Consider the following 15,846-nt stretch of genomic DNA (forward strand, 5'->3'; position numbering starts at 1 on the left):
GGCCCTTCGGATTTGATTCAATCCGGCTCCCGTGTTCGGCCGTTCGCCTCAAGCAGACAACGCGCGCGGCGCTGCGCCAAAAGCCTGCGCATAGTAGGCTGAAATCGCAGTCTCGATATAGTCGTGAGCATACGTGTCACTGACCTTGAGGCCGGCCGATTCGAGTTTGCGCTTGGGGCAATCGCCGATCTTGGCGACGAGCACAACATCGACGCCGGCAAGCGCCGCGATAGCCGCATCCAGCGCCTTCTCCTCGCCGTCACCGCCCTTGCAATAGACGTCATCGAGTCGGCGCACGCCGACGAAGCCAATGCCGTCCGGCGAGACCCGGTAGAGCTGGAACTCGCGGGCGTGGCCGAAGTGCTGATTGACGCGGCCGCCGCCGCGCGTCGCCACCGCCACGGTGAGCTGCGTCGCCGCCGCTGCGACTTCAAGGTCCGCCGCCTTTTTCGCCGCGGCGCGGTCCTCGCGCTCGCGCGCCACCACGTCGCGATAGGCCTCGCGCTTCGAGGCGTCGTAGGCGACCGTCTCGGGAATCCTGTCGAGCATGAACTGCTGGCCGCGATCCTCGCCAAGCAGGCCAACCGCATCGGCACGACACTGCCGGCAATGGCGCATCAGCTTGGCGCCGCCGCCGCATTTTTCCTGCACCGCCTCAAGCTCGGCATGGCTCGGCCCGCGCTGGCCGGTGAGTCCGAAATGGGTGCCGTGGGCGGGGTCGGAAATCAGCGGCATGATGTTGTGCAGGAAGGCGCCGCGCTTGGTCACCTCCGCATTCACCACCGCCAGGTGCTCGTCGTTGATGCCGGGGATCAGCACCGAATTGACCTTCACCAGAACGCCGCGCTTGGTCAGCATCTCAAGACCGAGCATCTGGCGCTCGTGCAGGATCCGCGATGCTTCAAGGCCGGTGTGGCGGCGACCGTTGAAATAGATCCACGGATAGATTTTTTCGCCGATGGCAGGGTCGACCATGTTGATGGTGATGGTGACGTGGTCGACGCTCATCGCCGCCAGGTCCTCGACGTGATCGGGCAGCGCAAGGCCGTTGGTCGAGACGCACAGCTTGATGTCGGGAATGGCGGCGGCAACCATCTCGAACGTGCGCTTGGTGCGCGTCCAGTCGAACAGCGCATCGCCCGGCCCGGCAATGCCGAGCACCGAGAGCTGCGGCACCTCGTTCGCCACCGTCACCACCTTGCGCAACGCCTCCTCCGGCGTCAGCCGCTCCGACACCACGCCGGGCCGGCTCTCATTGGCGCAGTCAAACTTGCGGTTGCAGTAGTGGCACTGAATGTTGCAGGCCGGCGCAACCGCGACATGCATGCGGGCGAAGAAGTGATGCGCCTCCTCCGAGTAGCACGGGTGGTCCTTGATGCGCGCCCAGATCTCCGGCGGCAGATCGCCGGCGCCGGCATCCGAACCGCACGAGGTCGAGGTGCAACCGCCCTGGGACAACTGCTGACGCATCTCATCGACCGATGTCGTCGCAGTGAGAGCATTGAGCGGAACAAAAGCCATGGCGGGTCTCCAGGGGCGGGTGCAAATCCCCTTTCAAGCCGCGTGCCACGCCGGAAATTACGCTGGATGAAGGGTTTACCGGCGGCGGCGCACTGTCATGGCCGCGACATCGTGTCGGAATTCCGACAAAGCACGCGCATCAGGCCGACATTCTGCCAATGCGTTGCAGACGCGCGTCGGGTTTGTCGGGGCGGAACGGCGTGATCGGTAAATCGCTGGCGCAGATGTACCGAAACGGACAAACCGCCGCGACGCCAAGCATGGCATGACAGCGGCGGTCTTCGAGCTTGACCTTCCACCGACGCCCGTTCGCCTCGTTCTAAGGAGCCCGCGAAAGCGGGCGTCTCGAAGGATGAGGCAGACTTGAGGGCTGAAGTTGGCCTCATGGTTCGAGACGGCTGCTTCGCAGCCTCCTCACCATGAGGCCAAGAAAGGTCCGCCTTCAGGGCCTCGGGTATGACAACCGAGTAGGTGGCGCCGTGAGGCATCACCGCTCACGATGCCGACATTTGGTCGCCGCACCGGGCAACCCGTCAGGCGGCGAATACCGTTCCGCCTCGTTCGATGGCGCATCAGAACCGCTTGATCGGAATACCGTGCTTCTTCAGCGCGTAGCCGATCTGGCGCGGGGTGATGCCGAGAATGCGCGCGGCCTTCGCCTGCACCCAACCGGAGCGCTCCATCGCATCGAGCAGCCGCTCGCGCTCGGCGGCGCCACGATGGGCTTCGAACGGCGGAAACCCCGCGGGAAACCCCGCGGTCATGGGCGTCTCCAGCGCCAGCGGGGGCCGCGGCAGTTCGGGCGCGGGCGCGGGCGCACGGACCTGCGTCGGCGGCGCTACCGGCAGCGGAATCTCCGGCAGCGGCCGGTTCGCCGATGCCGCCGCCTGTCCTTTCCACAGCACCGACGACAGGCACTGGTCGAGCCGGCAGGCGAAATCGTCGCGGGTGATCACCGGGCCATGCGCCAGCGTCGCCGTACGGCGGACGCAATTTTCCAGCTCGCGCACATTGCCAGGGAAATAACAATTCGACAGCACCTCTAGCGCGCCGGGCGCGAAGGCCAACTCGCGGCCGTTCTCGCCGTTGAAGCGAACAAGGAACGCGTCGGCCAGCAACGGAATGTCGCTCTTGCGGTCGCGCAACGGCGGCAGCAGCAGCGGCACCACGCTGATGCGGTAATAGAGGTCGGCGCGGAAATCGTTGCGCGCCACCGCCTCTTCCAGATTGCGATTGGTGGCGGTGACGATGCGGACGTCGACCTTGATGGTCTTGGTGCCGCCGACCCGCTCGAACTCGCTCTCCTGCAGCACGCGCAGCAGCTTGGCCTGGAACGCCGGCGAGATCTCGCCGATCTCGTCGAGAAACAGCGTTCCCTTGTCAGCGAGCTCGAAGCGGCCTTTGCGGGCGTTGAGCGCGCCGGTGAAGGCGCCCTTCTCGTGGCCGAACAGCTCCGACTCCAGAACCGACTCCGGCAGCGCGGCGCAATTGACCTTGATGAACGGCCCGTCGGCGCGCGGCGACATCTCGTGGATGGCGCGAGCGAACAGTTCCTTGCCGGTGCCGGATTCGCCGCGCAGCAACACCGGCGACTGCGATTTGGCGACGATCTCGATCTTGCGCAGCACCGAGCGGATTGCCGGGCTGTCGCCGACGATGCCGCTGACCTTGACGCCCGAGCCGGTGGGCTCGGCGGCCTTGAATTCGGAGAGCTGCTTCTGCAGGCGATGGGTCTCGGCGATCAGCCGGTCGCGATCGCGCGCCACCACACGGTGCAGTTGCACGGTCTGGCCGATCAAGTTGGCGACCATGGTGAGGAAGCGCACGTCGACGTCGAAGCGGAACACCGCCTTGCCGTCCCATATGCGGTCGATGGTGAGCGTGCCGACAACCTTCGCGCCGATGCGGATCGGCACGCCGATGAACGAGACCGTGGCGTCCTCGCCGCCCTGCATCGCGGCGACGTCGGCCTCGCTGAACAGCGGGTGCGCGGCAATGTTCTGCGCCACCAGCGGCACGCCGGTGGCGACGATCTGGCCGATGGCGAGTTCGGGCAGCCGGGCGCGATAGCGCGCATCCGAGCCTTCGCTCCAGCCGGCACCGACCACGATGTCGGGCACGCCGTCGTCCGCAAGCAGCGAGATGATGCCGTGACGCATCTGCATGAAGGACCACAGCAGGCCCATCACGTTCGACAGCGTGGTCTCCAGACGGTTGGGCGATGCCAGTATCTTGGAGATTTCATAGACGCCGGTAAGCGCGATCTCGCTGAACGGCACGGCACCACCCGCGATTGCACGCGACGTCGGAACAAGAACGTCGAGGGGACCATGGTTCATCGTTTTATTCCCGTCGGTCGTGGGCGGCGCTCCGGTTCCTCGTTGCTACGTCCAGTGGCCCAATCTGGATGCCATCATGCATCCAAATCGTCGGCTTGTCGTGCCCAGCTTGTTGGCGGCGCTGCCGAAACCTCGTGCGGACGGTCACGTATTGATGCGCCCTGCCGTTGTGGCACAGCTTGAAACTCTGCCACACCTTTGATCGATTCGACGCCGACGCTACAGCGGAATTTTCTTTATTCCAGCTTGAATATAGGCCGATTCCAACAATTTAATGACCGCGCCGCGCCGGTGGGTTGCAGCCAGCCTCACAGATGTTGGCCGCCATTGATCTCGATCTCGGTGCCGGTGACGTAGCTCGCCGACGTCGAGCACAGAAAATAAATCACGTCCGCAACTTCTTCCGGTGTGCCAATCCGCCGCATCGGAATGGTGGGCTCCAGCCGGGCCGCGGCTTCGGGCGACAGGATTTCGGTCTTGATCTCGCCCGGCGCGATGGCGTTGACGCGGATGCCGTGCGGGGCGAAGTCGTGCGCCATCTCGCGGGTGAGGCACGCCAGCGCAGCCTTCGATGTCGCGTAGGCGGTGCCGGCGAACGGATGGACACGCGATCCGACGATCGAGGTGACGTTGACGACGCTACCGTTCGCGGCGGCGAGTTCGTCGAACAACCCGCGCGCCAGCAGCATCGGCGCGAGAAAGTTGACGTGGAGCACGTTCATCCAGGCGTCGACCGGCGTGACCAGCGAACTCATGCGCTTGCCGCTTTCGGTTTTCGGCGAGATGCCAGCATTGTTGACCAGCGCATTGAGCGGCCCGCCGCGAAGCTTGGCCTTGATGTCGAGGATGGCGAGTTGCAGCGCGCGGCGATCGCCGAGGTCGACCTGGACGTGGTCGCCCGGCCCCTCCTCCCACGGGCAGCGCTGGCGATTGAAGGGCTGGCGCGAGCAGGTGATGATGCGCCAGCCCGCATCGGAAAACCGCCGCACGGTGGCGTGGCCGATGCCGCGCGAGGCGCCGGTGATCACCATGGTCTTGCCGGCGTCGGGGAGGTGGTGCGGAGGCGGGTGCGCCGCGGCCTCATCGCCGGCGTGGAACGGGCAGCCGGCGGCCTCGGTGGACGGCGGGGGCGAAGGAGCATCGGTCACGGCGTCGGCCTTGGCATCTGGGCTGGGGACGGGGCGCGGGCAGCAGCTACCCCCAATATAAAGCAATTTGCGGGCCAGGGTGCTGCCAAGTTGCAGGCAGGTCTCTGTCACCGCCGTTTCACAATGGCGCACCGGCTTTGTCGCGCGGCTGACAACAGTGCGGCGGCTGCGCCCTCCCCGGCGCCGATTGACGATGGTTGCAGCCATGTTCAAGCTTAGGCCGCCGCGGCGCAGTGTCACGCGAATTCTTGCGGATCGGCAGCGGCGACAGAACTATCGAGTTGATTTCGCCTGCTTCGCCCACAGTTTTGGCAGGTTCACTTTAAAAACGACGGCAGACGGCCGGAAGAACTCTAGAACGCGATCCACACTATCCCCTGGCGCGCCGGCCTCCGTTTGGACTAGCTCGAAAGTGGACATGGACATGCCTATGGTAGTGGCACTATAAGCGCGCCGTGGCGGAAAGGCAGGCAGCCGTGCGGTAGTGTGATGCTCCTGAGGAGCGGCCGCGCGCCACCAGAAAATCCAACGGACGCGGTACATGAACGCAAAGTATCCTGGCATTCCCAGCGTAATCCACGGCAACGGCGCGGTTGCCCAGGTCATGGGCCACGTCTGCGGCGGAGTTATCGGCTATCCGATCACCCCCTCCACCGAAATTTCAGAGCTTTACGAATCGTTCCGAGCGTCCGGCGGCTGCAACGTCTGGGGCAAGCACCCGTTCTTCTTCGAGCCGGAGGGTGAGCACTCAGCCCAGTCGGGCGCGCTCGGCGCAGCGCTGACCGGCGGCAAGTACGTCTCCAACGCCTCCTCCAGCCAGGGCATCCTCTACGGCCTGGAGTCGCATTACGTCACCGTCGGCAAGCGGGTCGGCGGCTTCGTGCTGCAGGTGGCCGCCCGCGTGGTCTCCAAGCACTCGCTGAACGTGATGGCCGGCCACGACGACGTCTACGCCCTCCTCCAGTCCGGCTACACCATCCTGTTCGGCTCCAACCCGCAGGAGGCCGCCGACCTCGCCGCCATTTCCTACAAGGTGAGCGCGACCTCGCTGATCCCGGTCACCAACGCCATGGACGGCTTCGCCACGTCGCACATGATGAGCGAAGCGCTGATGCCGGAGCCCGATCTGCTCCGCGAGTACCTCGGCGACCCCGCCGGCCGCATCAAGTGCCCGAGCGTGGCGCAGGAGATCCTGTTCGGCGCCAAGGGCCGGGTGTTCCAGCTCAAGCAGTATCTCGCCAAGCGCCAGGGCGACCTCGACCCCGACGGCTTCCTTAAGGTCAAGGAATATCTCGACACCTATGCCGAGGCGGTCGAGGCCGACAATGACGGCGGTCTGGTCGAGGCCACGCTGCGCTGGCTCCCCGAGGAGTTGCACCGCCAATGGCGCCGCCAGTGGGTCAACGCCTACGAGAAGGGCACCCGCCAGCGCGTGCCGGCGCTGGTCGACATCAACAATCCCGGCCTCACCGGCGGGGTGCAGAACCAGCCCGACTTCCAGGCCGGCTCGGCCGACCACCGCACCCACTTCGTCTCTGAAGTGCCGCGCCTGGTGCGCGAGGCGATGGCCGAGTATTCGGCGCTCACCGGCCGCGAGTACAAGCCGGTCCACACCTTCATGTGCGAGGACGCCGACCATGTGGTGGTCGGCCTCGGCTCGGTGACCGACGACGCCGAAGCGGTCGCCACCTATCTGCGCGGCCAGGGCAAGAAGGTCGGCGTGGTTTCGGTGAAGCTCTTGCAGCCGTTCCCCGAGGCGGAGCTGGTCGCAGCCTTGGTGGGCAAGAAGGCCGTCACCGTGCTGGAGCGCTCCGACGTCACGGCGCTCGCGAGCTTCGTGACCCAGGCGCTGTTCAAGGGCGTCGAGAACGCCTCCGGCGAGCGCCACCCCGGCATTCCGGCCATCAAGAGCCTGCCCAAGATCACCACCGCGATCTTCGGCCTCGGCGCCCACGATCTGCAGCCGCGCGATCTGGTCGCCGCGTTCAAGAACATGGAGACCAAGAACGCGCCGTTCGTCTATCTCGGCTCGCAGTTCTATTCGAAGACCCCCTCGCCCAAGCTCGCCGCGTTGCAGGAGCGGCTCAAGGCCGCCTATCCCGACACCGAGCTGATGGCGCTCGAGACCGAGCCCAACCCGAATCTGTTGCCGCCCTCGGCTTTCCGCGTGCGCTTCCATTCGGTCGGCGGCTACGGCACCATCGCCACCGGCAAGCTGCTCACCGACATCCTGGCCGGCGCGCTCGACCTGCACTCCAAGGCCGCGCCGAAATACGGCTCGGAAAAGAGCGGCGCGCCGACCAACTATTACATCACCCTCAGTCCCGAGCATGTGAAGCTCACCAACGCCGACCTTGAGGACGTCGAGATCGTCATCTCGCCGGACCACAAGGTGTTCAGCCACGCCAATCCGCTGCGCGGGCTGATCGAAGGCGGCACCTTCATGATGCAGTCGAACCTCACCCCGCTCGAGGTGTGGAAGGAACTGCCGGCGAAGGCGCGCAAGACCATCCGCGACAAGAACATCAAGATGTTCATCGTCGACGGCTTCGCGGTGGCCAAGCGCCATGCGCCGACGCCGGAGCTCGAGACCCGCATGATGGGCATCGCCTTCATCGGCGCGGTGTGCGGCCACGTCGACCGCATCGTCGCCGACGCCTCGCGCGATGCCATGCTGACCAAGATCCGCCAGCAGATCGCCAAGAAGTTCGGCTCCAAGGGCCAGGCCGTGGTCGACGGCAACATGGCGGTGATCAAGGAAGGCCTGGAGGCGACCCAGCGGCTCGACTACACCCAGCCGGAATTCGCTGCCGTCGAGGCGGAGACCACCGCCAAGGCCGCGCGCACCGTCGCCATCTCGGCCGCGATGTGCCGCACCAACGGCATGGCGGCGAGCGAGGGCATCTTCGATCGCGAGTACTATGACGAGGTGATGGCGGCGCCGTTCCGCGACGGCACCATCGCCGAGGCCCCGGTGCTGCCGGGCATGGGCATGTTCATGCCGGGCGGCTCGGCCGCGTGGAAGGACAAGGGCCTGTTCCGCCGCGACGTGCCGGACTTCAACCCCGACCTTTGCACCGGCTGCATGGAATGCGCACTGGTGTGTCCGGACGCGGCGATCCCCAACACCGTCCACGACATCCGGGATCTGCTCGCGACCGGCATCACGCACCTCGACGTGCCGGAGGCCCAGCGCGAGGCGCTGCGCGCCCAGCTCTATCCCTTGAGCGAGGCGGTGCGCGAAATCTACACCGCCACCAAGGACGCCAAGGCGTTCCACGAGGTGGTGGCACAGGCGGTGGCGACCATCGACACCGACAACGCCACCTTGAAGCGCAATCTCGGCCGCCTTGCCGAGACGCTGACGCTGTTGCCGGTGGCGCGCACCCGGCCGTTCTTCGACGCCATGGAGAAGGACAAGGTCGGCAGCGGCGGCCTGTTCTCGGTGGCGGTCGACCCGTGGAAGTGCTCGGGCTGCCTGGAGTGCATCGACGTCTGCGGCCCCGGCGCGCTGAAGGAGCGTCAGCAGGACGCCGCCCTGCTCGACACGCTGCAGGCGCGCTTCGAGTTCCTCAGCCACACCGCCAATACCCCGGCCCGCTTCACCGAAGGCGCGCTGAAGGACGGCGGCGACATCAAGCGGCTGATGCTCGACCGCGCCAACTACTACTCGACCACCGGCGGTCACGGCGCCTGCCGCGGCTGCGGCGAGGTCACCGCGATCCGTCTGGTGATGGCGTCCAACCACGCCATCCAGACCAAGCGCCGCAAGGATCATCTGCGCGAACTCGAGGCGCTGATCGATCAGCTCAAGGTCAAGCAGGCCTCGGTGCAGGCCGATACCGCCCGTCGCGACCGCATCGCCGCCGCGATCAAGACGCTGGAACGGCGGCAGTTCCTGCTGGAAAGCGGCCCGACCGGCAACGGCCCGGCCTCTGCGGTGGTGGCCAACGCCACCGGCTGCTCGAGCGTCTATGCCTCGACCTTCCCGTTCACCCCCTACAACGATCCGTGGGTGAACAGCCTGTTCCAGGACACCCCGGCTGTTGCCAAGGGCCTGTTCGAGGGCTTGACCGCATCGGCGGTCGACGACGTCAAGGCGCTGCGCGTCGCCCGGCTGGAGCTGGCCGACGCCTATGACTCGAGCGTCTACGACAAGCCGTTCAAGACGCTGAGCTGGAAGGACTTCACGCCGGACGAAATGACGCTGCTGCCGACCGTCGTCTCGATGGGCGGCGACGGCGCCACCTACGACATCGGCTTCGGCGCGCTGTCGCGCCTGCTCGCCACCTCGACCCCGATCAAGGTGGTGGTGCTGAACACCGGCGTCTATTCCAACACCGGCGGCCAGACCTCGACCGCCAGCCTCACCGGCCAGGACTCCGACCTGTCGCGGTTCGGCAGCGCCCATTCGGGCAAGCAGGAAGACCGCAAGGAACTCGGCCTGATCGCCGCGTTCCACCCCAACGTGTTCGTGGTGCAGACCTCGACCGCGGTGCAGGGCCACTTCCTGAAGAGCGTGATGGAGTACCTCAACCACACCTCCTCGCCGGCGGTGCTCGACGTCTACACCCCCTGCCAAGCCGAGCACGGCATTGCCGACGCCGCGGCGGCGCGCCGGGCCCGCCTCGCCGTCGAAAGCCGGATGAGCCCGGTGTTCGTGCACGACCCGCGGCGCACCGACGGCCTGCGCAGCCGGTTCTCGCTCGAGGGCAACCTCGACATCGACAAGGATTGGACCACCACCACCCTCACCTATGTCGAGGATGGCGTGACCAAGCTGATGCAGGTGCCGCTGACCCCGGCCGACTTCGCGCGCGACGAGACCCGCTTCCAGAAGCAGTTCCGCAAGCTCAAGGACGACACCAATGCGGTGGCGATCCATGATTTTGTCGACCTGCCGCACGCTGAGCGGGCCGGCAAGACGCCGTTCGTGTGGGCGACCGACGACAGCCAGAAGCTCATCAAGCTCGAGGTGTCGAACGCCATCGTCCATCTGGTCGAAGAGCGCCGCAAGTATTGGCGGACGCTGCGCTACCTGGCCGGCCGCGAGATTGCCCAGCTCGGCGCCGATCACCGCACCGAGCTGGCAGCGCTGCAGCAGCGCTACGAGCAGGCGATGACGGAGAAGGAGTCCTCGCTCGACACCATCGCCCGCGCGATGAGCGAGCTGGCCGCCGCCTCCAACGCGCCCGCCAACGGCGCGCTGGCCACTGCGCTGTCGCCGTTCGGCGGCGCGGCGGCTCCGACTCAGGCGGCCGCGCCGGCGGCGGCCACCAACGGCTCGGGTGCCGGCGTCCCGTTCATCCACGACGAGGATGTCGAGAAGTGCACCAACTGCAAGACCTGCTACCAGCAGGTCTCGGAGCTGTTCGAGAGGACCGTGATCGTGTCGGACGGCGGCACCAAGGAGGTCGCCCACACTATTCCGGGGGCTTTGGAGAAGGTGGCGGTCACCGCGGACCTCAAGACCCGCGTGGCCCGCGTCGCCGCCAACTGTGATGCGGAGATCATTCGATGAGCACCGTCTCCCCTCAAGAGCCGCCCCGTGACGAGCTGATCCGCTACGCCCGCTCGACCTCAACCCTTGCGGCGACGCGCAGCGAGCTGGCTCAGCTCGAACAGACCCAGGCGGTCGAGCTGTTCAACAAGCAGCTCGAACTGCTCAAGAAGCGGCTCCTCAGCGACCCCAAGTCGCTGAGGACCACGTTCGTCGCCGATGGCGTGACAGCCATCGCCTGGGAGTTCCAGCAGGAGGAACTGGGTGCGGCGTTCACCAAGACGCTGTGGGAGCTTCTCGTTCGCGACGACGAGATGAGCACGGTGCTGTTGCGCTTCATCTGGGCGATGCCGCTCAAATTCAAGCGCAAGTTCATCAAGGCGATCGACGACCATCTGTCCGACCGCTACCCGATGTTCAAGGGCCTCTCCGAGGGCTGGCCGGGCGAGACCTTCATCCCGCCCTACATCCGCCCGCCGGAGGAGCGCTCGACCGACTTCGAGCTGGTAAACACCGGCTATCTCGGCTACCGCGCGCTGGGCTACTCGACCCGAGAGGTCGAGCTGTTCGTGTGGCTGGAGGTGCTGCGCGACAAACAGTGTACGGACAAGCCGTGCGAGCTCGGCGTGCTGATCCACGGCAAGTCCGAGCCGAAGGGCGGCTGCCCGGTCAAGATCCACATCCCCGAGATGCTGGATCTGCTCGGCCAGGGCAAATTCCGCCAGGCCCTGGAGCTGATCGAGGGCTGCAACCCGCTGCCGAACGTCACCGGCCGCGTCTGCCCGCAGGAACTGCAGTGCCAGGGCGTGTGCACCCACACCAAGCGGCCGATCGAGATCGGCCAGCTGGAGTGGTTCCTGCCCGAACACGAGAAGCTGGTCGGCCTGTCGCCTGAGGAGCGCTTTGCCGGCGTGGTGTCGCCGTGGGCGATGGCCGACAAGCCGCCGATCGCGGTGGTGGGCTCGGGGCCCTCGGGCCTCATCAACGCCTACCTGCTGGCGGCCGAGGGCTACCCCGTCACCGTGTTCGAGGCGTTCCACGAGCTTGGCGGCGTGCTGCGTTACGGCATCCCCGAGTTCCGCCTGCCCAACACGCTGATCGACGACGTGGTCCAGAAGATCACCCTGCTCGGCGGCCGCTTCGTCAAGAACTTCGTGGTCGGAAAGACCGCGACGCTCGACGACCTCAAGACCAACGGCTTCTGGAAGATCTTCGTCGGCACCGGCGCGGGCCTGCCGACCTTCATGAACGTGCCGGGCGAGCACCTGCTCGGCGTGATGTCCGCCAACGAGTTCCTCACCCGCGTCAACTTGATGCGGGCGATCGACGACAAGTACGAGACCCCGGTGCCCGACACCAAGGGCAAGGAGGTGTTCGTCATCGGCGGCGGCAACACCGCGATGGACGCCGCACGCACCGCCAAGCGCCTGGGTGCCAACGTCACCATCGTCTATCGCCGCACCAAGGCGGAAATGCCGGCCCGCGTCGAGGAACTGCACCACGCGCTCGAGGAAGGCATCAACCTTGCCGTGCTGCGGGCGCCGAGCGAGTTCATCGGCGATGAGAAGACCCACTTCGTCACCCACGCGGTGCTCGACGTCAACGAGCTCGGACCAGCCGACAAATCGGGCCGGAGAGCGCCGGTCAAGACCGGCAAGACCGAGCGGGTGCCGGTCGACCTCGTGATCATGGCGCTGGGCAACACCGCCAACCCGATCATGAAGGAGGCCGAGCCGAGCCTGAAGACCTCGAAGTGGGGCACCATCGAGATCGACCAGGGCACGCAGCTCACCTCGATTCCGGACGTCTATTCCGGTGGTGACGCCGCCCGCGGCGGCTCCACCGCCATTCGCGCGGCCGGCGACGGCCAGGCGGCGGCGCGCCAGATCGTCGGCGAGATTCCGTTCTCGCCGGCCGAGATCAAGCACCGGGTCGAGAAGGCGGCGCGCTACACCGAGCTTGGCCAGGTCAAGCAGACCATCGTCGACAAGGTCGAGCTTGCCGGCGGCATCGTCGAGTTCAAGGTGCGTGCGCCGATGGTGGCGCGCTCCGCCCTGGCCGGCCAGTTCGTGCGCGTTCTCGCCTGGGACGACGGCGAACTGATCCCGCTGACGCTGGCGGACTGGGACGCCGAGGCCGGCACCATCGACCTCGTCATCCAGGGCATGGGCACCTCGACGCTGCTCATGAACAAGATGGCGATCGGCGACGCCTTCGCCGGCATCGCCGGCCCGCTCGGCAAGGCCAGCGAGCTGCACAAGTACGCCGACGACGAAACGGTGGTGTTCACCGCCGGCGGCGTCGGCCTGCCGCCGGTCTATCCGATCGCCCGTGCCCACCTCGAGCTCGGCAATCATGTCACGCTGATTTCGGGCTTCCGCTCGGCCAATCTGTTGTTCTGGACCGAGGCCGACGAGCGCGTCGGCCTGCTCAAGGCCAAGTACGGCGACCAGCTCGACGTGATCTATACCTCGAACGACGGCACCTTCGGCATCAAGGGCTTCGTGACGGGGCCGCTTGAGGAGATGCTCAAGGCCGGCAAGGTCTCCAAGGGCCGCAAGATCGCCGAGGTCATCACCATCGGCCCGCCGATGATGATGCGGGCGGTGTGCGACCTGACCAAGCCGTACGGCGTGAAGACGGTGGCGAGCCTCAACTCGATCATGGTCGACGCCACCGGCATGTGCGGCGCCTGCATGGTGCCGGTGATGATCGACGGCAAGCTGGTGCGCAAGCACGCCTGCATCGACGGGCCGGAGATCGACGGCCACATCATCGACTGGGACAAGTTCCTGCCGCGCTTTGGCACCTTCAAGGTGCAGGAGCAGCGCTCCAGGGAAGCCCACGGCCTGGCCTGAGCGCCGGCCGGCGGCGACGGGACACCAACAACGAAAGCTCCGGCCCTGCGGCCGGAGCTTTTGTATTGCGGCTTGGTCGGACGGCCGGCGTGTCTAATACCCGAGGCCCTGAAGGCTGACCTTTCCTCGGCCTCTGGTGAGGAGGCGGCAAACACAGCCGTCTCGAACCATGGGGCCGACCTCAGCTTCTTTAAATTCGCCTCATGCTTCGAGGCGCCGGCTGTCGCGGGCTCCCAGGATGAGGCGAACTGGCGTCGGTGGAAGGCCAAGCGCAAAGGCCGCGGGTATTACGGCGGTGGCGGCGCTGCCGCCTCATCCGGCCGCGGCATGGCGCGGGTGTGGTAGAGGCGCATGTTGCAGGGTGGCTGCCGCGGCGGCCGGCCGTCCAGCACGTCCTCGGCCACGCCGACCGCCTCCGCCAGCGAGCGGGCGGTGAACGGCTTCACCAGGCAGCCGAGCGCAAATGCCTCCGCGTCGGTGCCCGGCTCGGCGCCGGTGACGAACAGGCAGGCAATGCCGCGCGCCTTGAGGGTGGCGGCCACCGACACCCCGGCATAGCCGCTGACGAGATGGAGGTCGACCAACGCCAGATCCGGCGGGCGCACCGCATGCACCCGCAATGCATCTTCAACGTCATCGGCGACGCCGATCACGTTATAGCCTGCATCCTGGAGGATTTCGGCGGCGTCCAGCGCCACCATAATGTCGTCCTCGACAACTAATATCCGGAGAGACCTGTTCCCGATCATTTCCCGTCCGGATCACCCGCGCTTGAGTTATCGATACTGGCAAGACAACGGCGTAGGGTTGTTCTCGTTCCCCAGTTTAGCTTGCGTAGGGCTACGTACGACAAAGTGCGCGAAAGTTCCTGCAACGCGTACGGCGCAGGCAAGCGTATGACGCCGTTACGGCTTCGGTGCGGCCACATTCTTGATCTTGGGGTGGTTGGTGACGTCGTATCTGATGTCGAACCCGTTGCGCATGGCGTAGGCGATGCTCTGGACGTGCAACGGTACATAGACGGTGTCCTCGCGTAACTGCTGCCAGATCGCGACCATGGCGGCTTTGCGCCGGTCGCGGTCGACCTCGGTGCCCAGCGCCGCGATCCGATTATCGATGTCGGGATTGGAATAGCCGGCGACGTTCCAGGCACCGTCGGTCGCGGTGCGAGTGCGATAGAGGTTGGTGAAGACGTAGGAACTGTCAAAGGTGATGATGCCCCAGCCGAGCAGGAACAGGTCGCACTCGCCGCGATGCAGCGCCAGGAAATGGACACTGTGCGACTGCGTCACCAGCCGGGTGCGGATGCCGATGCGACGCAGCATGCCAACCACCGACTGGCAAATGCCTTCGTCATTGACGTAGCGGTCGTTGGTGCAGTGCAGGGTGACGGTGAAGCCGCGCTGATATCCCGCCTCGGCGAGAAGACGTTTGGCCTTGGCCGGATCGAACGGCGGCGGCGCGCCGAGTTCGGCCGTCCAGCCCACGGTCAACGGAGTGGCGAGGATGCCGACCGGCAGCGCATGGCCGCGCATGGTGAGTTGGCGGATCGCCTCGCGGTTGATAGCGAGGTTGACCGCCTCGCGGACCCTCTGGTCGCCGAACGGGTTGCGCCCCTTGACGTCGGATGACGCCAGTTCGGGCCGGCCGAGGTTGAAGCCGAGGAAGATCACCCGGTTTTCCGCGCCGATGTCGACCTTGATGCCTTTGGCGGCCTTGAGGCGCTCGATGTCGTGCGCCGGCACGTCCTGCACGAAATCGACCTCGTTCGACAGCAGCGCCGCGATGCGGGTGGTGTGTTCGGGAATCGGCCGATAGACGATCTCGCTCACCGCCAGCGGCACCTCTCGCCGCCCCCAATACGCCTCGTTGCGCGTCAGCACGGTGCGCTCGCCCGGCTCGCGATGCGTCACCAGATAGGGCCCGGTGCCATTGGCGTGTCGGGTGGCGTAGGTCTCGCCGCCATCCTTCGGATTCTGCGGCTCGGCGACGCCGTGGGTCTCGGACCATCCCCGGTCGAGCATGAACAAGGTGGAGAGGTTGTCGATCAGCAGCGCATCCGGGCTCGCGGTCTTGATGCGGACGGTGAGAACGTCAACCGCGATCACGGTTTCGATGCCGAGCAGCACCGACCGCCAGTCGGAACCGGGCGCGCGGGCGCGCGCAAGCGAGAACACCACGTCCTCGGCGGTGAAAGCGCTGCCGTCGTGGAACCGGACATCCGGCCTGAGCTTGAACTCCCAGACCGTAGGATCGTCCGGCAGCACCTGCCAACTCACCGACAGCGCCGGCACAAGTACGCCGTCGCCGTCGCGGATCACCAGCGTCTCGTAGACCGAATGCAGCAGCGCGTTGTTGGCGCCGGTATTGCTGACGTGCGGGTCGAGGGTGGTGGCGTCCTGGGAGCGGGCCCAGCGCAGGGTGAGCGCGTCAGTGTCGGATGAAGCAGCGCAAACCATCGCCAGCGCTGCAATAAAAAT

At 66.2% G+C, this 15,846-nt stretch carries 7 protein-coding genes; 2 read left to right on the forward strand and 5 right to left on the reverse strand.

Annotated features, from left to right (window positions below):
- Window positions 1-48: 48 nt before the first annotated feature.
- The 3 genes from nifB to BVIR_RS11140 form a co-directional block, all read right to left on the reverse strand.
- Window positions 49-1,521: a nitrogenase cofactor biosynthesis protein NifB gene (gene nifB, locus BVIR_RS11130; RefSeq protein ID WP_055037726.1), complete on the reverse strand. Its 1,473-nt coding sequence runs from the start codon at window positions 1,519-1,521 to the stop codon at window positions 49-51.
- 572 nt (window positions 1,522-2,093) lie between these two features.
- Window positions 2,094-3,860: a nif-specific transcriptional activator NifA gene (gene nifA, locus BVIR_RS11135; protein WP_055037727.1), complete on the reverse strand. Its 1,767-nt coding sequence runs from the start codon at window positions 3,858-3,860 to the stop codon at window positions 2,094-2,096.
- A 308-nt stretch (window positions 3,861-4,168) separates the two neighbouring features.
- Window positions 4,169-5,008: an SDR family NAD(P)-dependent oxidoreductase gene (locus BVIR_RS11140; RefSeq protein ID WP_055037728.1), complete on the reverse strand. Its 840-nt coding sequence runs from the start codon at window positions 5,006-5,008 to the stop codon at window positions 4,169-4,171.
- 541 nt (window positions 5,009-5,549) lie between these two features.
- On the opposite strand from BVIR_RS11140, the gene BVIR_RS11145 reads away from it, so the two are divergent.
- Window positions 5,550-10,529, forward strand: a complete 4,980-nt coding sequence (locus tag BVIR_RS11145) for a 2-oxoacid:acceptor oxidoreductase family protein (RefSeq protein WP_055037729.1) — start codon at window positions 5,550-5,552, stop codon at window positions 10,527-10,529.
- Window positions 10,526-13,366 (forward strand): sulfide/dihydroorotate dehydrogenase-like FAD/NAD-binding protein, encoded by a 2,841-nt coding sequence (locus tag BVIR_RS11150; protein WP_055037730.1) that lies wholly within the window; start codon window positions 10,526-10,528, stop codon window positions 13,364-13,366. Before BVIR_RS11145 ends, BVIR_RS11150 begins: the two co-directional genes overlap by 4 nt.
- Window positions 13,367-13,653: 287 nt before the next feature.
- Here the strand turns inward: BVIR_RS11150 and BVIR_RS11155 are convergent, their stop codons facing one another.
- Window positions 13,654-14,115: a response regulator gene (locus tag BVIR_RS11155; RefSeq protein WP_082417025.1), complete on the reverse strand. Its 462-nt coding sequence runs from the start codon at window positions 14,113-14,115 to the stop codon at window positions 13,654-13,656.
- A gap of 156 nt (window positions 14,116-14,271) precedes the next feature.
- Entirely contained in the window at window positions 14,272-15,825 is a 1,554-nt protein-coding gene (locus BVIR_RS11160) for an ABC transporter substrate-binding protein (RefSeq protein WP_055037732.1), read from the reverse strand.
- Between the last annotated feature and the right edge of the window lie 21 nt (window positions 15,826-15,846).

This window comes from Blastochloris viridis, from assembly GCF_001402875.1.
In the GTDB taxonomy this organism is placed as follows: domain Bacteria; phylum Pseudomonadota; class Alphaproteobacteria; order Rhizobiales; family Xanthobacteraceae; genus Blastochloris; species Blastochloris viridis.